At 71.0% G+C, this 21,394-nt stretch carries 18 protein-coding genes; 11 read left to right on the top strand and 7 right to left on the bottom strand.

The window, feature by feature from the left end:
- Positions 1–133: 133 nt before the first annotated feature.
- The 9 genes from uvrC (at position 134) to secG (ending at position 9,722) form a co-directional block, all read left to right on the top strand.
- A complete protein-coding gene (uvrC, locus tag ACSGDB_RS09755) occupies positions 134–2,170 on the top strand; it encodes an excinuclease ABC subunit UvrC (protein ID WP_434994428.1) in 2,037 nt (678 codons plus the stop codon).
- Positions 2,171–2,270: 100 nt separating this feature from the next.
- Positions 2,271–3,170 carry an RNase adapter RapZ gene (gene rapZ, locus ACSGDB_RS09750; RefSeq protein WP_434994427.1) on the top strand — a complete coding sequence of 300 codons (900 nt, stop codon included), beginning with the start codon at positions 2,271–2,273 and terminating at the stop codon, positions 3,168–3,170.
- On the top strand, positions 3,170–4,192 hold the full coding sequence (locus tag ACSGDB_RS09745; RefSeq protein ID WP_434994425.1) for a gluconeogenesis factor YvcK family protein: 1,023 nt from the start codon (positions 3,170–3,172) through the stop codon (positions 4,190–4,192). The genes rapZ and ACSGDB_RS09745 overlap by 1 nt, the downstream gene beginning before the upstream one ends.
- A gap of 10 nt (positions 4,193–4,202) precedes the next feature.
- Complete coding sequence (gene whiA, locus ACSGDB_RS09740) at positions 4,203–5,183, top strand: DNA-binding protein WhiA (protein ID WP_434994424.1); 981 nt, start codon at positions 4,203–4,205, stop codon at positions 5,181–5,183.
- A gap of 117 nt (positions 5,184–5,300) precedes the next feature.
- Positions 5,301–5,930 (top strand): superoxide dismutase, encoded by a 630-nt coding sequence (locus ACSGDB_RS09735; protein WP_434994423.1) that lies wholly within the window; start codon positions 5,301–5,303, stop codon positions 5,928–5,930.
- Between the two features lie 274 nt (positions 5,931–6,204).
- A complete protein-coding gene (gap, locus tag ACSGDB_RS09730; protein ID WP_434994422.1) occupies positions 6,205–7,215 on the top strand; it encodes a type I glyceraldehyde-3-phosphate dehydrogenase in 1,011 nt (336 codons plus the stop codon).
- 12 nt (positions 7,216–7,227) lie between these two features.
- Positions 7,228–8,478: a phosphoglycerate kinase gene (locus tag ACSGDB_RS09725; RefSeq protein WP_434994421.1), complete on the top strand. Its 1,251-nt coding sequence runs from the start codon at positions 7,228–7,230 to the stop codon at positions 8,476–8,478.
- 123 nt (positions 8,479–8,601) lie between these two features.
- Entirely contained in the window at positions 8,602–9,417 is an 816-nt protein-coding gene (gene tpiA, locus ACSGDB_RS09720; protein WP_434994420.1) for a triose-phosphate isomerase, read from the top strand.
- Between the two features lie 53 nt (positions 9,418–9,470).
- On the top strand, positions 9,471–9,722 hold the full coding sequence (gene secG / locus ACSGDB_RS09715; protein ID WP_043445180.1) for a preprotein translocase subunit SecG: 252 nt from the start codon (positions 9,471–9,473) through the stop codon (positions 9,720–9,722).
- 78 nt (positions 9,723–9,800) lie between these two features.
- Here the strand turns inward: secG and pgl are convergent, their stop codons facing one another.
- The 6 genes from pgl to tkt are packed head-to-tail and all read right to left on the bottom strand — an operon-like array spanning position 9,801 to position 18,105.
- Positions 9,801–10,616, bottom strand: a complete 816-nt coding sequence (gene pgl / locus ACSGDB_RS09710; protein WP_434994419.1) for a 6-phosphogluconolactonase — start codon at positions 10,614–10,616, stop codon at positions 9,801–9,803.
- Positions 10,606–11,550: a glucose-6-phosphate dehydrogenase assembly protein OpcA gene (locus ACSGDB_RS09705; protein WP_434994418.1), complete on the bottom strand. Its 945-nt coding sequence runs from the start codon at positions 11,548–11,550 to the stop codon at positions 10,606–10,608. The genes pgl and ACSGDB_RS09705 overlap by 11 nt, the downstream gene beginning before the upstream one ends.
- Positions 11,547–13,091: a glucose-6-phosphate dehydrogenase gene (gene zwf, locus ACSGDB_RS09700; RefSeq protein WP_434994417.1), complete on the bottom strand. Its 1,545-nt coding sequence runs from the start codon at positions 13,089–13,091 to the stop codon at positions 11,547–11,549. The genes ACSGDB_RS09705 and zwf overlap by 4 nt, the downstream gene beginning before the upstream one ends.
- Before the next feature lie 2 nt (positions 13,092–13,093).
- The gene (locus ACSGDB_RS09695; protein ID WP_434994416.1) at positions 13,094–14,743 is read right to left on the bottom strand and encodes a glucose-6-phosphate isomerase; all 1,650 of its coding nucleotides are present in this window, start codon (positions 14,741–14,743) and stop codon (positions 13,094–13,096) included.
- Between the two features lie 5 nt (positions 14,744–14,748).
- The gene (gene tal, locus ACSGDB_RS09690) at positions 14,749–15,858 is read right to left on the bottom strand and encodes a transaldolase (RefSeq protein ID WP_434994415.1); all 1,110 of its coding nucleotides are present in this window, start codon (positions 15,856–15,858) and stop codon (positions 14,749–14,751) included.
- Between the two features lie 60 nt (positions 15,859–15,918).
- Complete coding sequence (gene tkt, locus ACSGDB_RS09685) at positions 15,919–18,105, bottom strand: transketolase (RefSeq protein ID WP_434994414.1); 2,187 nt, start codon at positions 18,103–18,105, stop codon at positions 15,919–15,921.
- Between the two features lie 345 nt (positions 18,106–18,450).
- Between tkt and ACSGDB_RS09680 the strand changes: the two genes are divergently transcribed.
- Both ACSGDB_RS09680 and ACSGDB_RS09675 read left to right on the top strand, forming a co-directional pair.
- The gene (locus tag ACSGDB_RS09680; protein WP_434994412.1) at positions 18,451–19,395 is read left to right on the top strand and encodes a heme o synthase; all 945 of its coding nucleotides are present in this window, start codon (positions 18,451–18,453) and stop codon (positions 19,393–19,395) included.
- A gap of 72 nt (positions 19,396–19,467) precedes the next feature.
- On the top strand, positions 19,468–20,367 hold the full coding sequence (locus tag ACSGDB_RS09675; RefSeq protein WP_434994411.1) for a dihydrodipicolinate synthase family protein: 900 nt from the start codon (positions 19,468–19,470) through the stop codon (positions 20,365–20,367).
- Positions 20,368–20,419: 52 nt separating this feature from the next.
- On the opposite strand, the gene ACSGDB_RS09670 is transcribed toward ACSGDB_RS09675, so the two are convergent.
- Complete coding sequence (locus ACSGDB_RS09670; RefSeq protein WP_434994410.1) at positions 20,420–21,391, bottom strand: COX15/CtaA family protein; 972 nt, start codon at positions 21,389–21,391, stop codon at positions 20,420–20,422.
- Positions 21,392–21,394: the final 3 nt, after the last annotated feature.

Below are 21,394 nucleotides of genomic sequence, written 5' to 3'. Positions count from 1 at the left end.
CACCCGCCGGCGTACCGGAGAGGGCGGCGCGGGGCGCCGGGTGCGCCGGCGCCGCGCGGCGCCCGTGCAGCCGTCAGCGGAACCCCGGCCTCCGGGCAGGGCCCTGTCACCGCCGGGACCTAGGATGAAGGACGTGGCAAACCCCGTAACCTACCGCCCGAAGACCGGCGAGATCCCCGTGGACCCGGGGGTGTACCGCTTCCGTGACGAGCACGGCCGGGTCATCTACGTGGGCAAGGCCAAGAACCTCCGCTCCCGCCTGAACTCCTACTTCGCCAGCCCGCAGGGGCTGCTGGCGAAGACACGCCGCATGGTGTTCACCGCCGCGAGCGTCGAGTGGACCGTCGTCGGGAGCGAGCTCGAGGCGCTGCAGCTCGAGTACACGTGGATCAAGGAATTCAATCCGCAGTTCAACGTGATGTTCCGGGACGACAAGTCCTACCCCTACCTGGCCGTGACCATGGGGGAGAAGTACCCGCGCGTGCAGGTCATGCGTGGCGACAAGAAGAAGGACACCCGGTACTTCGGGCCGTTCTACCCCGCGAAGGCCATCCGCGAGACCGTGGACACCATGCTCCGCGTCTTCCCGGTCCGCACCTGCAGCACCGGCGTCTTCAAGCGTGCCGAACGCAGCGGCCGGCCCTGCCTCCTCGGGTACATCGACAAGTGTTCGGCGCCGTGCGTGGGGCGCATCAGCCCGGAGGACCACAAGGCCCTCGCCGGCGAGTTCTGCGACTTCATGTCCGGGGAGGCGAAGAAGTTCATCGCCTCCCTCGAGCGACAGATGGCCGAGGCCGTCGCCGAGCTGGACTACGAGTCCGCCGCCCGCCTGCGCGACGACATCGCCGCCCTCCGCCGGGTCTTCGAGCGCAACACCGTCGTCCTCAGCGAGGACACGGACGCCGACATCTTCGCCCTCAAGGAGGACGACCTCGAGGCTGCCGCCCAGGTCTTCCACGTCCGCGGCGGCCGCATCCGGGGCCAGCGCGGCTGGGTCGTGGAGAAGGTCGAGGACATGGACACCGCGGACCTCGTGGAGCACCTGCTGCAGCAGGTGTACGGCGAGGGCAGCAGCAGCAACGAGCAGATCCCCCGCGAGGTCCTCGTCCCGGTCCTGCCCAGCAACGAGGAGCAGATGCTCGAGTGGCTGCGTGGCCTGCGCGGGTCCCGGGTGGAGGTGAGGGTGCCGCAGCGCGGTGACAAGGCCACCCTCATGGGCACCGTGGAGCAGAACGCCGCGGACGCCCTGCGGCTGCACAAGAGCCGCCGGGCCGGGGACATCACGACGCGCTCCGCCGCGCTCCAGGAACTCCAGGAGGCGCTCGACCTGCCGCAGCCGCTGATGCGCATCGAGTGCTTCGACATCTCGCACGTCCAGGGCACCAACGTGGTCGCGTCGATGGTGGTCGTCGAGGACGGCCTCCCGCGGAAGTCCGAGTACCGTAAGTTCTCCATCACCGGCGATGCCGCCCGGGACGACACCGCCTCCATGTACGACGTCATCCACCGCCGCTTCCGCAACTACCTGGCCGGGAAGGAGGGGGCTCCCCGGGACGCCGCCGCCCCCGACCCGGACGTCGACCCGGTGGACGACGACGCGTCGGTCCTCGAACACCCCGACGTCGACGAGTCGGGCACGCCGATCCGGGACACGACGACGGCGATCACGCGCAACCGTTTCGCCTACCCGCCGAACCTCGTCGTCGTCGACGGCGGTCCGCCCCAGGTGGCGGCCGCCGCCCGCGCGCTGCAGGACCTCGGCATCGACGACGTCTTCGTGGTGGGGCTCGCGAAACGGCTCGAGGAGGTCTGGGTCCCGGACAGCGAGTTCCCGGTCATCCTGCCGCGCGCGTCGGAGGGACTGTTCCTGCTGCAGCGCATCCGCGACGAGGCGCACCGCTTCGCGATCACCTTCCACCGCCAGAAGCGCGGGAAGTCGATGACGGCGTCGGCCCTCGACGAGGTCGCCGGACTGGGACCGGCCAAGCGCAAGGCCTTGCTCAAGCACTTCGGGTCGGTCAAGAAGATCCGCGCCGCGAGCGTCGAGGACCTCCTCGGCGTCCCGGGGGTGGGTCCCGCCCTCGCCCGGACCATCCGCGCGTCGCTCGGCCCCGACGAGGCCGCCGCACCGGCCGTGAACATGGCCACGGGCGAGATCATCGAAGATTAGTTAGGCTGAAGCACGGTGGCCTGCCGTGCCGCCCGGAATGCACACCCCAGGGAACGCCGGACCACCGGGAGCCCCGTCGAACCGGAACGGACCCACCACGATGACTGAGGCCATGAGCCTGACGCCGGTCAAACCCACCGAGTCCGAGCTGCTGGTGGTGACCGGCATGTCCGGCGCCGGGCGCAGCACGGCCGCGAACGCGCTCGAGGACCACGGCTGGTACGTCGTCGAGAACCTCCCGCCGCAGATGCTCACCACGCTCACCGAGCTCGTCGCCCGCACGCCGCAGTCCATCCCGAAGCTGGCCGTCGTCGTCGACGTGCGCGGCAAGGAACTGTTCAACGACATCAAGGCCTCCCTGGACGCCCTCCGCGCCGCGGGCGTCCACCACCGTGTCCTGTTCCTGGACGCCGACGACGACGTCCTCGTGCGGCGCTTCGAGCAGGGGCGCCGGCCGCACCCGCTGCAGGCCGACGGGCGGATCCTCGACGGCATCGCCGCCGAGCGCGAGGTGCTGAAGGAGCTCAAGCAGTCCTCCGACATCGTGATCGACACGACCCGGCTGAACGTGCACGCCCTCGCGACCACCGTGACGGAACTGTTCTCCGACTCCGGGCCGATCGTCCTGCGCCTGAACGTCATGAGCTTCGGCTTCAAGTACGGGCTCCCGGTGGACGCGAACTACGTGGCCGACGTCCGCTTCATCCCGAACCCGCACTGGGTGCCGGCGCTCCGGCCGCAGACCGGGCTCGACGCACCGGTGCGCGAGTACGTCCTCGGCGCGCAGGGCGCAGGCGACTTCATCGACAAGTACGTGGACGCCCTCGTGCCCGTCCTGGACGGGTACCGCCGCGAGAACAAGCACTACGCGACCATCGCGGTCGGCTGCACCGGCGGGAAGCACCGCTCGGTGGCCGTGACCGAGGAGATGGCGAAGCGGCTCGCCCAGCTGCCCGGCGTCCAGGTCTCGGCCCACCACCGCGACCTCGGGCGTGAGTGATGCCTGTCTCCGGACCGCTGCCGCTCATCCCGCCCGCCGCCCGCCGCCCTGGTGAGGGCCAGGGCGCCAACCCGTCCGTCGTCGCCCTCGGCGGCGGCCACGGCCTGTCGGCGTCCCTGTCCGCGCTGCGGCTCCTGACGCAGGAACTGACCGCCATCGTGACGGTCGCCGACGACGGCGGGTCCTCCGGGCGGCTCCGGCGCGAACTCGGCGTGCTCCCCCCGGGCGACCTCCGGATGGCGCTGGCGGCCCTGTGCGACGACACCGACTGGGGGCGCACCTGGCGCGATGTCATGCAGCACCGCTTCTCCTCCCGGAACGGCGAGGAGGGATCCCTCCACGACCACGCGATGGGCAACCTCCTGATCGTCACGCTGTGGGAGCTGCTCGGCGACCCCGTCGCCGGCCTGCAGTGGGCCGGCGCGCTGCTCGGCGCGCGGGGCCGGGTCCTGCCCATGGCGAGCGTCCCCCTGACTATCGAGGGGGACGTGCTCAGCGAGGCCGGCGGGTCGCTGCGCGTGACCACGGTGTCAGGCCAGGCCAAGCTCGCGGTCGCCGCGGACACCGGGAACGTCAGCAACGTGCGGCTGGTCCCGGGCGACGCCCCGGCCTGCAAGGACGCCCTGGAGGCCGTGGAACTGGCCGACTGGGTGATCCTCGGGCCCGGCTCCTGGTACACCTCCGTGCTCCCGCACCTGCTCCTGCCGGAACTGCGCGACGCCCTGTGCCGCACCTCCGCCCGCCGGTGCCTCACCATGAACCTGAGCAACGACACCCGGGAGACCCTGGGCATGAGCGCCATCGACCACCTCAGCGTGATCTCGCGGTACGCGCCGGACCTCACGGTGGACGTCGTCCTCGTCGACCCCTCGGTGGTGGCGGACCGGAAGGAGTTCGAGACCGCCGTCGCCGGGATGGGCGGGCGCGCCGTCTTCGGTAGAGTGGGAGTTTCGACCGGCAAACCCGTGCATGATCCGCTGCGGCTGGCGACGTCCTACAACGACATGTTCGCGGAGATCTAGGAGTGTATCTGTGGCACTGACCGCCGATGTCAAGGAGGAGCTCTCGCACCTCGACGTCAAGAAGTCCTCGGTGCGCAAGGCCGAGGTGTCCGCACTGCTGAGGTTCGCCGGCGGACTCCACATCATCTCCGGCAGGATCGTCATCGAGGCCGAGGTGGACCTGGCGTCCACGGCCCGCCGGCTGCGGGCGGCCATCGCCGAGGTGTACGGCCACAACAGCGAGATCATCGTGGTGACCGGCGGCGGCCTCAAGCGCGGCAACCGCTACGTGGTACGCGTGGTGCGCGACGGGGAGTCCCTCGCCCGGCAGACCGGGCTCCTCGACAGCAGGGGACGGCCCGTCCGCGGCCTGCCGTCCGCCGTCGTCAACGGCTCGACGGCGGACGCCGAAGCGGTGTGGCGCGGAGCGTTCCTCGCCCACGGCTCCCTCACCGAACCGGGACGGTCCTCCTCCCTCGAGGTCACGTGCCCCGGGCCGGAATCGGCCCTCGCCCTCGTCGGGGCGGCGCGCCGGCTCGACATCGCCGCGAAGGCCCGCGAGGTGCGCGGCGTCGACCGCGTGGTGATCCGCGACGGCGACACGATCGCCGCCCTCCTCACCCGCATGGGGGCGCACGACGCCCTGATGGTGTGGGAGGAGCGCCGCATGCGCAAGGAGGTCCGCGCCACGGCCAACCGCCTTGCGAACTTCGACGACGCGAACCTGCGCCGCTCGGCCCAGGCCGCCGTCGCCGCCGGTGCCCGCGTGGAACGCGCCCTCGAGATCCTCGGGGAGAACGTCCCCGACCACCTGCGCTACGCCGGTGAACTGCGCGTCGCCCACAAGCAGGCGAGCCTCGACGAGCTCGGCCGGCTCGCGGACCCCCCGATGACCAAGGACGCGATCGCCGGGCGCATCCGGCGGCTGCTCGCGATGGCCGACAAGAGGGCCTCGGACAGCGGGATCCCGGGCACCGATGCGAATGTGACCGCGGACATGCTCGACGAGTGAGCCGAGTGCATAGGATGGAACAGCAAGCCCGCTTCTGATCAGCGGGACACCCGCCGTCCGGACTCCCCGCGGGTCCGGGGACCGTGCGGGTACCGAGATCACTACATGGAGGACTACGTGAGCGAATACGTACTGCCGGATCTTGACTACGACTACGCCGCCCTGGAACCGCACATCTCCGGGCGGATCATGGAACTGCACCACTCCAAGCACCAGGCCACCTACGTCAAGGGCGCCAACGACGCCCTCGCGCAGCTCGCCGAGGCCCGCGAGAAGGGCGAGTACGGCACCATCCCGAAGCTCTCCAAGGACCTCGCGTTCCACGTCGGCGGCGTCGTCAACCACAGCATCTTCTGGAAGAACATGTCGCCCGAGGGAGGCGACAAGCCCGAGGGCGAGCTCGCCGCGGCCCTCGACGACGCGTTCGGCTCCTTCGACGCGTTCCGCGCGCACTTCACCGCGGCGGCCACCTCGCTGCAGGGCTCCGGCTGGGCCGTCCTCGCCTACGAGCCGCTGGGCAAGAACATCGTCATCGAGCAGCTCTACGACCAGCAGGGCAACGTGCCCGTCGGCACCATCCCGCTGCTCATGCTCGACATGTGGGAGCACGCCTTCTACCTGGACTACGTCAACGTGAAGCCCGACTACGTGAAGGCGTGGTGGAACCTGGTGAACTGGGCCGACGTCCAGACCCGCTTCCAGGCGGCACGCACCGGCGCCTCCACCCTCATCACCCCGGGGGCCTGACCGCCCGGCGTCCCGGTCGGGTGGGCTCCACGCCCATCCGGTCGGGCGGCCGGCGTCATGGGTGCGCTCCGGGGGCCGCGCTGAGTAAGGTTGGAGCAGTGCAGGGCGACCGGCCCGGTGCCGCTCCCGCGCCCGCCGGCGCAGGAACACCCGCAGGACCAGCAGGACCCGAGAATTTCGGCACGACGGTGTGCCCGGTACAGATCTATTCGTCGCCGGCATCGCCCGAGAGCGGTCAGCACGGCGGCACCACCTATGAAGGAGATGGACACCAGTGACTACCCGCGTTGGAATCAACGGCTTCGGCCGCATCGGCCGCAACTACTTCCGTGCTGCCCTCGAGCAGGGAGCGGACCTCGAGATCGTCGCGGTCAACGACCTCACCAGCCCCGAGGCCCTCGCGCACCTGCTGAAGTACGACTCCGTCACCGGCCGGCTGAAGGCCTCCGTCGAGGTCGAGGGCGGCGACCTCGTCGTCGGCGGCAAGCGAGTCAAGGTCCTGGCCGAGCGCGATCCCGCGAACCTGCCCTGGAAGGACCTCGGCGTCGACATCGTCATCGAGTCCACCGGCTTCTTCACCAAGGCCTCCGACGCGCAGAAGCACATCGACGCCGGGGCGAAGAAGGTCCTGATCTCCGCGCCCGCCTCCGACGAGGACATCACCGTGGTCCTCGGAGTCAACGACGGCGACTACGACCCCGAGAACCACCACATCATCTCGAACGCCTCGTGCACCACGAACTGCCTCGGCCCCCTCGCCAAGGTCCTGAACGACTCCTTCGGCATCGAGCGCGGCCTCATGACGACGATCCACGCGTACACCGCCGACCAGAACCTGCAGGACGGCCCCCACAAGGACCTGCGCCGCGCCCGCGCCGCCGCCATCAACATGGTCCCCACCTCCACGGGTGCGGCCAAGGCCATCGGCCTCGTCCTCCCCGAGCTGAAGGGCAAGCTCGACGGCTACGCCATCCGCGTGCCCGTGCCCACCGGCTCCGCCACGGACCTCACGGTCACCGTGGGCCGCGAGGTCACCGCCGAGGAGGTCAACGCCGCCTACAAGGCCGCCGCCGCCGACGGGTCGCTCAAGGGCTACCTCTCGTACACCGAGGACCCCATCGTCTCCTCGGACATCGTCACCGACCCGGCGTCCTGCATCTTCGACTCCGGCCTGACGAAGGTCCTCGGCAACCAGGTGAAGGTCGTCGGCTGGTACGACAACGAGTGGGGCTACTCGAACCGCCTTGTCGACCTGACCGAAATCGTCGCCGCCAAGCTCTCCTAGGCGGTCCCGCCCGTGGCTTACGCATCACTCGACGACCTCCTCGCCGAAGGCGTCCGGGGACGCCGCGTCCTTGTCCGCTCCGATCTCAACGTGCCCCTCGAGGGTGAGGTCCCGGACCTGAGGGTCACCGACGACGGCCGCGTGCGCGCGTCCCTGCCCGTTCTGCGCAAGCTGAGCGAGGCAGGGGCCGCCGTCATCGTCCTGGCCCACCTCGGACGCCCCAAGGGCGCCCCCGAGGAGCGGTACTCGCTCAAGCCGGCCGCCGACGTCCTCCGGGACCTGGCGGACTTCCCCGTCACCCTGGCGGCCGACACCACCGGGGAGGGTGCCCGCAGCGCGGCTGCGGCCCTGTCCGACGGGGAGGTGCTCCTGCTCGAGAACGTGCGGTTCGACGCCCGTGAGACCAGCAAGGACGACGCCGAGCGCGCCGCGTTCGCCCGGGAGCTCGCCGACCTGGCGGGCCCCGACGGAGCCTACGTGGACGACGCCTTCGGCGCCGTGCACCGCCGGCACGCGAGCGTCTACGACGTCGCTGCCCTGCTGCCCGCCTACCAGGGCGACCTGGTGCGGGCCGAACTCGTGGTCCTCGAGAAGCTGACGAAGGATCCCCAGCGGCCCTTCGTCGTCGCGCTCGGCGGGTCCAAGGTCTCCGACAAGCTCGCCGTCATCGAGAACCTGATCGGCACCGCCGACCGCATCCTCGTGGGCGGCGGCATGGTGTTCACGTTCCTCGCCGCCCAGGGCCACAGGGTCGGGGCGAGCCTCCTCGAGGAGGACCAGATCGACGCCGTGCGCGGCTACCTCGAGCGTGGCGCACGGGACGGCACGCAGTTCGTCCTGCCCACGGACATCGTCGTGGCCGAGAAGTTCGCGGCCGACGCCGGATCGAGCGTGGCCGCCGCGGACGCCATCGAGTCGGGGACCTTCGGGGCCTCGGGGATCGGGCTCGACATCGGTCCCGCGACCGGCCAGGACTTCGCCGCGAACATCGCGGAGGCGAAGACGGTGTTCTGGAACGGACCCATGGGCGTCTTCGAGTTCGACGCCTTCGCCGGCGGCACGCGCGCCGTCGCACAGGCCCTCGTCGACGCACAGGCGAACGGGGCCCTGACCGTGGTCGGTGGCGGCGATTCCGCCGCCGCCGTGCGCGGTCTCGGCTTCGCGGACGAGCAGTTCGGGCACATCTCCACGGGGGGCGGCGCCAGCCTCGAGTACCTCGAGGGCAAGGAACTGCCCGGGCTGACCGCCCTCGCCCGCGACTAGCGGAACGGCCCGGGCCGGCGACGGCCAGGACCCGGCGCCCGTCCCCGGGCGCACACCGAAGACAGGATCCGCGGGGCCCCGGCCGCGCGGATCCTGCCGCCAACGAACAGATGGAGTACCACGATGACCACCTCGACCAACGGCGTGTTCACCCGCCGCCCGCTCATCGCGGGCAACTGGAAGATGAACCTCGACCACATGCAGGGCATCACCTTCCTGCAGAAGCTGGCCTGGACCCTGGACGACGCCGGCCACGACTTCTCGCGCGTCGAGGTGTCCGTCTTCCCGCCGTTCACCGACCTGCGCGGCGTGCAGACCCTGGTGAAGGGTGACACCCTCGAGGTCGTCTATGGGGGGCAGGACCTCTCCCCGGAGGACTCCGGCGCCTACACCGGTGACATCTCGGGGCAGTTCCTGGCCAAGCTCGACTGCACCTACGTGCTGGTGGGCCACTCCGAGCGCCGGACCATTCACGCCGAATCGGACGAGCTGCTCAACCGCAAGGTGCACGCGGCCTACCGCCACGGGCTGGTCCCCGTCCTCTGCGTCGGCGAGGGACTCGAGATCCGCCAGGCCGGGACCCACGTCGAGCACACCCTGGAGCAGCTCCGCCAGGGCGTCGCGGGGCTGTCCGCCGACCAGGCCGCCGACCTCGTCGTCGCGTACGAGCCCGTCTGGGCGATCGGTACGGGCGAAGTGGCCGGACCCGAGGACGCACAGGAGATGTGCGCGGCCATCCGCGCCGAACTCGGCTCGCTGTTCGACGCCGGCACCGCCGAGAAGACCCGTCTCCTGTACGGAGGATCCGTGAAGGCGGCGAACGTGGCGAGCATCCTCCGGGAGCGCGACGTGGACGGCGTCCTGGTGGGCGGGGCGAGCCTCGACGTAGCCGAGTTTGCTAGTATTGTCAGGTTCGAACAGCATCTGGTGACAGACTAAGTTCCGTGCGCCGGCCGCTCCACCGAGCGGCTACCGAGCCTTGAAAGGGCCCCGTGGAAATCCTTCGTATCATCCTGCTCGTCCTGCTCGGGATCACCAGCCTCCTGCTGACCCTGCTGATCCTGCTCCACAAGGGACGCGGCGGTGGCATGTCGGACATGTTCGGCGGCGGCATGACCTCGAGCATGGGGTCCTCCGGCGTGGCCGAGCGCAACCTCAACCGCTTCACGGTGGCTCTCGGGCTGGCCTGGGGTGTCGTCATCGTGGCTCTCGGCCTCATCCAGCGATTCGCCGGCGAGTCCTAGACCGCCCCACCTCCCCGTACGACGAAGCCCCCGCATCCGGCCGGATGCGGGGGCTTTGTCGTCGTCGAGGGGACGCCGTCAGTCGGCCGAGTCGTCGTCGTGGTCGATGAGGCGGCCCGGCAGCTTCTGCGCCGCGTCCTGGTCGATCAGCCACAGGGTCTTCCTCAGACCCCGGGCTCCGGCGGCGGGGACCTGGACGTGCCCGGCCCCGGCCAGTGCCAGGCCCACCGCGCCGGCCTTGTCGCTGCCGCTGACCGACAGCCACACCTCCTGCGCCGTGGTGATCGCCTCGAGGGTCAGCGAGATGCGCTGCGGCGGCGGCTTCGGCGCATCGGGGACCCCGACCGTCGTCGTGCCTCGTGTGCGGATCCCTGCCATCTCGGGGAACAGCGAGGCGACGTGGGCGTCGGGTCCGACGCCCAGCAGGAGGACGTCGAAGCGGGGCAGCCGGGGATCGGGCTGCACGATGCCCTCGTCCGCGGCGAGCTCCGCCCGCGCGGCCGCGGCCAGCTGCTCGGCGTAGTCGACGGCCGCGGCGTCCTCGTCCGGGAACTCGTCCTTCGACCCGAACTCGTGGATCTTCACGGGATCGACGGCGATGTGGTCGAGGAGGGCTGCGCGCGCCTGGACGGCGTTGCGCTCGGGGTCCTCGGCGCGCAGGAAACGCTCGTCGCCCCACCAGAAGTGGACGTTGGCCCAGTCCACCGCGGTGTGCGCCGGGGAGTCGACCACGGCCTCGAGGGCGGCGGTGCCGATCGAGCCGCCCGTGAGCACCACCGTCGCCGTGCCCCGTTCGCTCTGCACGTCGACGAGCCGGGTGATCAGCCGGGCGGCGACGGCCGCCGCGAGGGAGCCCTGGGTGGGATGGATACTGACCTTGGGTTCAGCGTTCACTGGTGCGCACACTCCTTAGGTTGGTCCGGGCAAGGCCCTCGGTGATCACTTCGCCGAACACTTCGTCCGGGTCGAGGCGCCGCAGCTCCTCCGCGAGGCAGTCCCGCAGTCCGCGGCGCGGCAGGGAGATGCGCTGCACGGGCTGGTGCGGCTGGTACAGCTCGGCGACGTCCTGGTCGGGACGGTGCAGCTCGATGTCACCGCCGCGCCGCGTCAGCCGCACGCGCCGCAGGCCGGTCCCGGTGGGCCCCGCGACGATCGTGACGGGGGCGTCGAGGGCCTTCGTCAGCCACGCCGCGAGCAGCACGGTGCTGGGGGAGTCGGAGGCCCCCTCCACGGTGACGGCGGTGATGGGCTGGTCGCCCTGCAGCTGGTCCACGACCGCTGCCAGCTGGATGCGCCAGTTGGTCAGGCGCGTCCAGGCGAGGTCGGTGTCCCCGGCCGCGTAGGTGCTGCTGATGTTGAACAGCGCCGCCGTCGGGTCCTTCTCGTTGGCGGAGTCGGTGATCCGGCGGTGGGCGATGCCGCCGATCGACGTCCGCGACGCCGCATCCGGCACCCCGTGGGGCCACCAGGCGACGATGGGCGCGTCGGGCAGGAGGAGGGCCGAGACGAGGGACTCGTTCTCCTCCGAGAGCTCCCCGTGCCCGCGCAGGACGACGACCTCCGACGCCCCCGCGTCGCCGCCGACCCGGATCTGGGCGTCGAGCCGCGTCGGCTCGTCCGGGGACTCCCCGGCCAGCACGATGATGCGGCAGGGATGCTCGCGGCTCGCCTGGTTGGCGGCGTCGATCGCGTCCTCCTCGTAGCCGGAGCGGGTGATGACGACGAGGGTCAGCACACGCCCCAGGGCGACGACGCCCCCGCTCTCCCGCAGGGACATGAGTTCCTTCGACACCTTCGAGGTGGTGGTGTCGGGCAGTTCGACGATCATGGTCTCCTCCAGGTGCGTCCATCGGCGGCGAGCAGCTCGTCGGCGGAGGCGGGTCCCCAGCTGCCGGGCACGTAGGGGTCGGGCTGCGTGTCGAGCGCCGCCCAGTGCTCCTCGAACGGGTCGAGGATCTTCCAGGACAGCTCCACCTCCTGCTGGCGGGGGAAGAGCGGGGGTTCGCCGAGGAGGACGTCGAGGATGAGCCGCTCGTAGGCTTCCGGGCTGGACTCCGTGAAGGAGTGCCCGTAGCCGAAGTCCATGGTGACGTCGCGGACCTCGGTCTGCGTCCCCGGGACCTTCGACCCGAAGCGGATGGTCACGCCCTCGTCCGGCTGCACGCGGATGACCACGGCGTTCTGCCCGAAGTCCTCGTCGTGGTGGTCCTGGAACAGCAGGTTGGGTGCGCGCTTGAACACGACGGCGATCTCCGTGACCCGGCGCCCGAGCCGCTTGCCCGCCCGCAGGTAGAACGGGACCCCGGACCACCGGCGGGTGTGGATGTCCAGGCGCAGCGCGGCGAAGCTCTCGGTGGTCGAGTCGGCGGGGATGCCGTCCTCCTCGAGGAACCCGTTCACGCGCTCCCCGCCCTGCCAGCCGGCCCGGTACTGGCCGCGGGCCGACCGACCGGAGAGGTCGGAGGGCAGGACGACGGCGGCGAGCACCTTCTCCTTCTCGGCGCGGAGGTGGTCCGCGTCGAAGGAGATCGGCTCCTCCATCGCGGTGAGTGCGAGGAGCTGGAGCAGGTGGTTCTGGATGACGTCGCGGGCCGCCCCGACGCCGTCGTAGTACCCGGCGCGGCTGCCGATGCCGATGTCCTCGGCCATGGTGATCTGCACGTGGTCCACGTAGTTGGCGTTCCAGAGCGGCTCGAAGAGCTGGTTCGCGAAGCGCAGCGCCAGGATGTTCTGGACCGTCTCCTTGCCCAGGTAGTGGTCGATCCTGAACACGGAGTCCGGGGGGAACACCTCCTCGACGATGGCGTTCAGCTCGCGGGCGGATTCGAGGTCGTGCCCGAAGGGCTTCTCGATGACCACGCGGCGCCACTGTCCGTCGTCGGGCTGGGCCAGACCGTGCTCCGAGAGCTTCTGGCACACCGTCTCGAACGCGTTCGGGGGGACGGAGAGGTAGAAGGCGTGGTTGCCGCGCGTCCCCCTGCTCTGTTCCAGCTCCTCGATGGTCTCGCGGAGCTTCTTGAACGCCTCGTCGTCATCGAAGTTGCCCTGCACGAAGCGGATACCCGCCGAGAGCTGCTCCCAGACCGTCTCGTTGAACGAGGTCCGGGCGTACTGGGTCACGGACTCCCGGACCTGCGCCACGAACTCGGCGTCGGACCACTCGCGGCGGCCGAAGCCCACCAGGCCGAAGCTCGGCGGGAGGAGCCCCCGGTTGGCGAGGTCGTAGACGGCGGGGAGGAGCTTCTTGCGGGCGAGGTCCCCCGTCACCCCGAACAGGACGAGGGACGAGGGGCCGGCGATCCGGCTCAGCCGCCGGTCGCGCGGGTCGCGCAGGGGGTTGGCGGTTCTCGCCGTGGTGCTCTCAGGCATGCTCACCCGTTCTCGTGGTGACCCTCGCCGGGTGCGGCGAGGGTGGAGATGACGTCCCGGAGCTGTGCGACGCCCGCCGCGCGGTCCGTCAGGTGCAGGCGGAGCACGGGGCGCCCGTGGTCCGCGAGCACCTGGGCGTCCCCGGCCGCCTGGGCGTCGATGAGCTCCCCGAAGGTGAAGGGGCGCTCGGGGATCGCGAGGTCGCCGCTGGCCGCGCCGGTCAGCTGCAGGTACACCCCGATGGGGGAGCCGCCCTTGTGGTACTGCCCGGTCGAGTGCAGGAAGCGCGGGCCCCAGCCGAAGGTGACCGGCCGGCCGGTGGCGGCGGCCAGCGGGGAGCGGACGGTCTCGAGGTCCGCCTGGCCGTGGCGGTCCAGGTAGGCCTGGACGGAGAGATAGCCGTTCTCCGGCAGCGTGGCGAGCAGCGCCCGCAGCGACTCGGCGACGGTCCGCGAGGAGCCCAGGAGGCCGGCGTCGCCGCGCACCTCGACCGCGCCGTCGACGAAGGCGGCCGGGGCCGGCTCCGGCTGCGCGTCGAGCAGCCCGCGAGCGGCCGTCTTGGCGGCCTCGACGTCGGGCTGGTCGAACGGGTTGATGCCCAGCAGCCGGCCGGCGACGGCGACCGCGTACTCCCAGACGAACAGCTGGCTGCCGAGGGTCCCGCTGACGGTGACGCGCGTGCCCTCGACCGGCTCGTCGCCGGGGGCCCCGTCGAGCGGGGTGAGGAGCACGGGCAGGACGTCGTCCGCCCCGTCCGCCAGTTCCGGGGCGTCGCCGGCGGCGACGACGGGGAGCAGGCCCGTGCCGAGCTTGCCCGTCGACTCGGCGATGAGCTGCTCCGCCCAGTCGGCGAAGCCGGGAAGGCCGGAGCCGGCGTCCGCGAAGACGATCTTGTCCCGCAGCGGGAGGGTGCCGCCCAGGACGGCCCCGAGCTGCAGGCCCACGTTGTCCTCGACGTCGTCGGCCAGGAACTCGGCGCTGTCCTCCGCGTCGGTCAGCAGCGTCTCCACGTCCGCACCGGCGAGGCCGGAGGGCACCAGCCCGAACGCCGTGAGGGCCGAGTAGCGGCCGCCGACATGCGGGTCGGCGTTGAACACCTTCCGGTAGCCGGCCGTCCGCGACGCCTCGTCCAGCGGCGACCCAGGGTCGGTCACGACGACGATCCGCGAGGCGGCGTCGATGCCGGCGTCCGTGAAGGCCTGTTCGAACACCCGCCGCTGCGAGTCGGTCTCGACCGTGGACCCGGACTTCGAGGACACGACGATCGCGGTGCGCTGCAGGTCCTCCTCGAGGGCCGCGCGCACCTGGTCGGGGTCGGTGGCGTCCAGGACCACGAGCGGGACGCCCGCTGCCTTCGTGATGACCTCCGGCGCGAGCGAGGACCCGCCCATGCCGCAGAGCACGATCCGGTCGACGCCCTCGGCAGCGAACTCCGCGCGGAGCGCCGTGATTTCGGGCAGGAGCGCGCGCGAGCCGTCGAACAGGTCGATCCATCCGAGACGCACGGACGCTTCCGCCTCGGCGTCGGCGCCCCACAGTGTGGCGTCCTTCGCCATCAGGCGGGAGGCGAAGCGCTCCGTGACGAGCGCCGGCACGGCGGCGTCGACCGCGGCGCGCGCGGCGCCGGTGGCGGTGAGTGCGAAGGAGCCCATCCGGATCAGCCCTTCGCCGCGTCGAGGGCGCCCTGGACGGTCTCCAGGAGTTCGGTCCAGCTGGCCACGAACTTGTCGAGGCCCTCGGTCTCGAGCTGTTCGACGACCTCGTCGTAGGAGATGCCGATCGCGTCGAGCCGGTTTAGGGTCTCGTTGGACTCGTCGTAGGTGCCGGTGACGGTGTCGCCCTCGATTACGCCGTGGTCCGCCGTGGCCTCGAGCGTCTTCTCCGGCATGGTGTTGACGACGTTCGGGGCGACGAGCCCCGCGACGTAGAGCGTGTCCGGGAGGGTGGGGTCCTTGACGCCGGTGGAGGCCCAGAGGGGGCGCTGCGCGTTCGCCCCGGCGCTCTTCAGGACCTGCCAGCGCTCCGAGGAGAACTGCTCCTCGAAGATCTGGTAGGCGAGGCGGGCGTTCGCGAGCCCCGCCTTGCCCTTGAGCGCCTTCGCGTCGTCCGTGCCGATGGCGTCGAGCCGTGCGTCGATCTCGGCGTCCACGCGGGAGACGAAGAAGGAGGCGACGGACGTGATCCTGGAGAGGTCGTGCCCGTTCTCCTTCGCCTGCTCCAGCCCGAGCAGAAAGGCGTTGATGACGGCGCGGTAGCGCTCGAGGGAGAAGATCAGGGTGACGTTGACGCTGATCCCGGCGGCGAGGGTGGCGGAGATCGCCTCCAGGCCCTCCACCGTCGCGGGGATCTTGATGAGGACGTTGGTGCGCTGCACCTTCGCGTGCAGGCGCCTGGCCTCGGCGATCGTGCCCGCGGTGTCGCGGGAGAGCCGCGGGTCCACCTCGATGGAGACGCGGCCGTCGGCGCCGTTGGTGCGCTTGGCCTCCGCCGCGAAGATGTCGCAGGCCTGCGCCACGTCGTGGGTGGTGATGTCGAAGACGGCCTGGTCGACGTCGGCGCCGGCCTGCGCGAGGGCGCCCACCTGGGAGGCGTAGGACTCGCCCTGCTTCAGGGCGGCCGCGAAGATGCTCGGGTTGGTGGTGACGCCGACGACGTTCAGGTCCTCGATGAGGTGCTTGAAGGCACCCGAGTTGATGCGCTCCCGGGAGAGGTCGTCGAGCCAGATGGAGACGCCGGCGGCCGAGAGGTCAGCTGTGGGGGTTGTCATGGTGTGTGCTCCTTGTCCGCTTCCGCGGGAGATGTGTGCTGGAGGGATGGAACGGGTCGGTTACTGCTGGTCCCCGGTCTCGGTGGCGCGGTGGCCCGACGGCAGGGCCGGGGAGCCGTTCGGCGCCAGCGGATCGGCGGCGGCCGCTGCGAGGGAGTCCTTCGCGGCGGCGACGACGGCGTCCGCCGTGATCCCGAACTCGCGGTAGAGGGTCTTGTAGTCGGCGGAGGCCCCGTAGTGCTCGAGGGAGACGATGCGTCCGGCGTCGCCGACGATCCCGTGCCAGCTCTGCGCGACGCCCGCCTCGACGGACACGCGGGCCCGGACGGTGCGGGGCAGGACGCTCTCGCGGTAGCCGGCGTCCTGCGCGTTGAACCATTCGAGGCACGGCATGGAGACCACGCGCGCCGCGATGCCCTGCGCCGCCAGCTGCTCGCGTGCCTCGACGGCGAGCTGCACCTCGGAGCCCGTACCGATGAGGATGACGTCGGGTGTGCCGCTCTTCGCCTCGGCGAGCACGTACCCGCCCTTCGCGACGCCCTCGGCCGAACCGAACGTGTCACCCGTCGCGGCGCCCTCGCCCCGCTCGTAGGTGGGGATGTTCTGGCGCGTGAGGACGATGCCGGCCGGGTTCTCGGTGTTCTCGAGGATGGTGCGCCACGCGACGGCGACCTCGTTCGCGTCACCGGGGCGGACGACGTCGAGCCCGGGGATGGCGCGCAGCGAGGAGAGCTGCTCGACGGGCTGGTGCGTGGGGCCGTCCTCGCCGAGCCCGATGGAGTCGTGGGTCCAGACGTAGATGGCCGGGACGCCCATGAGGGCGCCGAGGCGCACGGCGGGCCGCTGGTAGTCGCTGAAGATGAGGAAGGTGCCGGAGAAGGCGCGCGTGCTGCTGTGCATCACGATGCCGTTGACGATCGCGGCCGCGGCGTGTTCGCGGATGCCGAAGTGCAGCACGCGCCCGTACCGGTCGCCGGACCAGGTCTTCGTCTGGCGGCTCGCCGGGATGAACGACGGCGACCCCTCGATCGTCGTGTTGTTCGACTCGGCGAGGTCGGCGCTGCCACCCCACAGTTCGGGAAGTACGGGGCCGATCGCGGTCAGGACCTTGCCGGAGGCGGCTCGCGTGGACATGTCCTTGCCCGCCTCGAAGCCGGGGAGGCTCGCCTCCCAGCCCTCGGGCAGGGTGCGTGCCTGGATGCGATCGAGCAGTGCGGCCTCCTCGGCGTGGCCCGCCTTCCACGCGTCGAAGCCCTCCTGCCAGGCGCTGTGCGCCTCCGCGCCGCGCTGCACCACACCGCGGGCGTGCTCGAGGACCTCGGGGTCGACGGCGAAGTGCTGCTCGGGGTCGAAGCCGAGGGCTTCCTTCAGGGCGGCGACCTCGTCGGCGCCGAGGGCCGAGCCGTGGATCTTGCCGGTGTTCTGCTTGTTCGGGGCCGGATAGCCGATGATGGTCCGCAGCGAGACGATGCTCGGACGGGAGGTCTCGTTCCTCGCCGCGACGAGCGCGGAGTACAGTTCCGCGACGTCCTCCACGTACTCGCCGGTCTTCGTCCAGTCCACGCGCTGCGTGTGCCAGCCGTAGGCCTCGTAGCGCTTCAGGACGTCCTCCGTGAACGCGACGTCGGTGTCGTCCTCGATGGAGATGTGGTTCTCGTCGTAGAGCACGACGAGGTTGCCGAGTTCCTGGTGCCCGGCGAGCGAGGAGGCCTCGGACGTGACGCCCTCCTGCAGGTCGCCGTCGGAGGCGATGACCCAGACGGTGTGGTCGAAGGGGCTGGTGCCCGCGGGGGCGTCGGCGTCGAACATGCCGCGCTGGCGGCGCTGGCCGTAGGCGAAGCCGACCGACGTCGCGAGGCCCTGGCCGAGGGGGCCGGTGGTGATCTCCACGCCCTTGGTGTGGCGGTACTCGGGGTGGCCCGGGGTGAGGGAGCCCCAGGTGCGCAGCGCCTTCAGGTCATCGAGTTCGAGGCCGTAGCCCGAGAGGAAGAGCTGGATGTAGAGGGTGAGCGAGGTGTGGCCGGGTGAGAGGACGAAGCGGTCGCGCCCGGTCCACTCGGGGTCCGACGGATCGTGCCGCATGAGCTTCTGGAAGAGGAGGTAGGCCGCCGGCGCGAGGCTCATGGCCGTCCCGGGGTGTCCGTTGCCCACCTTCTCGACGGCGTCCGCCGCCAGGATGCGGACCGTGTCGACCGCCTTCTGGTCGAGCTCTGTCCAGGTCAGTTCCTGCTCTTGCGTCTGCGGCACGTTTCCGGGCCCCTTCCTGTCCGGAACGGCCGACGACGGGGGCGTGCCTCGGGCACGCCGTCGGGCCGGCCGTTCACCATTGAATCCTGCGAATGTCCGCTCCGACCGGGAACAGCACTGCGCCGGGACCACTTATTCCGGGCATGCCTCCTCAGCGGGCTTTCCAGCCCACACTATCCCGTCCGGCCTGCGAGGGGACGTGCGAGTCGAACAATGTCCTGCGTTCCGGTGCGGAATGCTATGGCGGCCCATCGGGGGGCGCGATGCCGCCCCCGATTTCTACAGGCCGTAAAAGGGTATGATGGGCCTTGTCTTTTACTCCGGAAAAAACGAAAGTGTTGCCTTGTGAAGACCCAGCAGGCTCCTGCTCCGGCACGTCCCCCGCAGGCCCGTCAGGGTTTCGGCCGCAAAGCGAAGGCCTATCTCGCGCTGACCAAGCCCCGCGTGATCGAGCTTCTCCTGGTGACCACCCTTCCCACGATGATCTTCGCGCAGGGAGGATTCCCGCCCCTCGGCCTGATCCTGGCGACCATGGTGGGCGGCGCCCTCGCGGCGGGCAGTGCCGGCGCCTTCAACTGCTACATCGACCGTGACATCGACAAACTGATGCACCGCACGGAGAACCGGCCCCTCGTCACCGGCGAGGTCACGCCGCGGGAGGCGCTCGTCTTCTCCTGGGTCCTCGGCGTCGTCGCGATCGCCGTGCTCTGGTTCGGCGCCAACCCGCTCGCCGGCATGCTGGGCATCGCCGCGATCTTCCTCTACGTGGTGATCTACACGCTCGTCCTCAAGCGCCGCACGTCGCAGAACATCGTGTGGGGCGGAGCCGCGGGGTGCATGCCCGTCCTCATCGCCTGGGCCGCGGTCACAGAGGCCGTCGAGTGGCCCGCCGTCGTGCTCTTCCTCATCATCTTCCTGTGGACGCCTCCGCACTACTGGCCGCTGTCCATGAAGTACAGCGACGACTACAACGCGGCCAACGTGCCGATGCTCGGGGCCATCGCCGGCGCCCGCGCGGTCTCCGTGCAGGTGGTCCTGTACGCCTGGGCGATGGTGGCCTGCTCGCTGCTGCTGGTCCCGGCCGGCGCGGGCTGGGTGTACACGGTCGCCGCGATCGCCGGGGGCGCCTGGTTCCTGCGGGAGTCCCACCGGCTGTACTCGCTCGCGCACCGCGGGGAGCTGCACCCGAAGGCCGCGATGAAGGTCTTCCACGGTTCGATCAGCTACCTCACGGTCCTCTTCCTGGCCCTGGCGATCGATCCGTTCGTCGGCCCCGCAGTCCTCGCCTGACCCGGCAGGATCCGCGAGACCGGGTCCTGCCCGGAGCCTCGACCAGGCCCTGCTGGCCCTAGGCTTGCACTCATGGACTTCACCGGCCTGATCGCCTACCCCCTGACCCCGTTCCTGCCGGACGGCTCCGTCTCCCTCCCGGACCTCCGGGGCCTCGTGGACGGACTCGCCTCCACGAGGGTCGACGCCCTCACGGTCCTCGGCTCCTCCGGGAGCTTCGCCTACCTGGACCGCGGCGAACGGGCCCGGGTGGCGCGCACGGCCATCGAGGCCGTGGACGGCCGGCTCCCCGTGGCCGTGGGCATCAGCTCGGTCGGCACGCGCGAGGTGCTGGAGTCGGCAACGGACGCCCAGGAGGCGGGGGCATCCGGCCTGGTGCTCTCGCCGGTCTCCTACGTGCCCCTCACCGACGACGAGGTCCTGGCGCAGGTCCGGGCGGTGGACGAGGCGACGGACCTGCCGATCTGCCTCTACAACAACCCGGGCACCACCCAGTTCGACTACTCGCTGCAGGTGGTGGCCGAACTGTCGTTGCTCCCCGACGTCGTCGCGTTCAAGGACACCGCCGCTGACGCCCTGACGTTCAACGCCCGCTACGCCGAACTGGCCCGGCTCGTCCGGGGACCGTTCAGCCACGGCGTCAGCGGCGACCTCCTGATGATGACCGGCGAGGTGGCCGCCGATGCCTGGCACAGCGGGCCGGCCGCGCTCCTGCCTGCCTATTACGCCGGCCTCCGCGACGCCGTCGTCGGCGGGGACCGGGCGGGGGCGGAGCGGATCCGGCGCGTACTCGCACCGCTCGTCGACCACGTCGCGGGGCTGCGCAAGATCAGCGGCCTGCACCTCCTGGCACGTGCCTGCGGTGTCGCGGCCGGGGATCCCCGGCCGCCGCTGCTGCCGAGCCCGGGCTCCGAGCTGCGCGAACTCGGGCGGCTCCTCGACGTCCTCGAGGCGGAGCTCGACGCCGGCTGACCGGCGCCGGGCCTCCCGGACGGACCGGCCGGCCGGCCGGCGGCGATGCCGTCTAGGAGACGGCCTGCGGCATCCGGGTCGCAGCCGTCGTGCCCGGCAGGGTCCTCCGCGTGGTACCGGTGTACTGCGCGTGGACGGCCGCGGCCATGAGCAGGGACGCACCGAGCATGTGGAGCGCCACGAGCGCGATGGGCAGGTGGAGGAAGTGCTGCACGTACCCGACGGCCCCCTGCAGCAGGACGATCACGGCCAGCAGCACCAGCGCCTTGCACAGCTTCGCGTGGACCGCGGACCGGTAGGCGACCACGACGGCGAGGGCGACCGTGGCGACCAGGAGATACACCGGGAGGGCGTGCAGGCGCGTCATCAGGTCAGAGTCGAGCCCGTTGCGGGCGGCGCCGTGGTCACCCGCATGCGGGCCGGACCCGGTGACGACGACACCGAGCAGGATGGCGATCGACGTGAGCACGGTCGAGGTCAGGAGCAGCTGGCGCAGCAGCGGTGGTGCGGCGGGCGCACGCCGGCTCCGATACTGCGCGGCGTCGAGACGGGCCCGGTTGACGAGCACCATCGCGACGGCGACGAGGATCATCGACACGACGAAGTGCAGGCCAACGACCCAGGGGTTCAGTCCGGTCCACACGGTGATGCCGCCGATGACCGCCTGCGCGGGGATGCCGAGGAAGAGCCCGATCGACAGGCGGAACAGGTCCTTCCGCTCCCGGCGCATGCCGAGCACGGCGACGATCATGGCCACGGCGATGGCGACGAGCACGAAGGTCAGCAGCCTGTTGCCGAACTCGATCACCCCGTGGAAGCCCATCTCCGGCGTGGTGACGATGGAGTCCGCCGTGCAGCGGGGCCACTCCGGGCAGCCGAGCCCCGACGCCGTGAGGCGCACGGCCCCGCCGGTCACCACGATGGCGATCTGCGAGACGAGGGAGGCAACGGCCAGCCGCCGCACCACGGGCGTGGTGGTGCGGGGGAGTGCGCCGGTGAGGCGGGCGAGCGGGGGAAGAGTCATGCT

Source organism: Arthrobacter sp. Ld5 (assembly GCF_051172775.1).
In the GTDB taxonomy this organism is placed as follows: domain Bacteria; phylum Actinomycetota; class Actinomycetes; order Actinomycetales; family Micrococcaceae; genus Arthrobacter_D.
This window is presented reverse-complemented; position numbering and strand designations above follow the sequence as displayed.

Coding starts and splice junctions, on each gene's coding strand:
- rapZ (WP_434994427.1), top strand. CDS start 2,271: ATGACTGAGGCCATGAGCCTGACGCCGGTCAAACCCACCGAGTCCGAG.
- ACSGDB_RS09745 (WP_434994425.1), top strand. CDS start 3,170: ATGCCTGTCTCCGGACCGCTGCCGCTCATCCCGCCCGCCGCCCGCCGC.
- tpiA (WP_434994420.1), top strand. CDS start 8,602: ATGACCACCTCGACCAACGGCGTGTTCACCCGCCGCCCGCTCATCGCG.
- ACSGDB_RS09705 (WP_434994418.1), bottom strand. CDS start 11,550: ATGATCGTCGAACTGCCCGACACCACCACCTCGAAGGTGTCGAAGGAA.
- zwf (WP_434994417.1), bottom strand. CDS start 13,091: ATGCCTGAGAGCACCACGGCGAGAACCGCCAACCCCCTGCGCGACCCG.
- ACSGDB_RS09695 (WP_434994416.1), bottom strand. CDS start 14,743: ATGGGCTCCTTCGCACTCACCGCCACCGGCGCCGCGCGCGCCGCGGTC.
- tal (WP_434994415.1), bottom strand. CDS start 15,858: ATGACAACCCCCACAGCTGACCTCTCGGCCGCCGGCGTCTCCATCTGG.
- ACSGDB_RS09675 (WP_434994411.1), top strand. CDS start 19,468: ATGGACTTCACCGGCCTGATCGCCTACCCCCTGACCCCGTTCCTGCCG.
- ACSGDB_RS09670 (WP_434994410.1), bottom strand. CDS start 21,391: ATGACTCTTCCCCCGCTCGCCCGCCTCACCGGCGCACTCCCCCGCACC.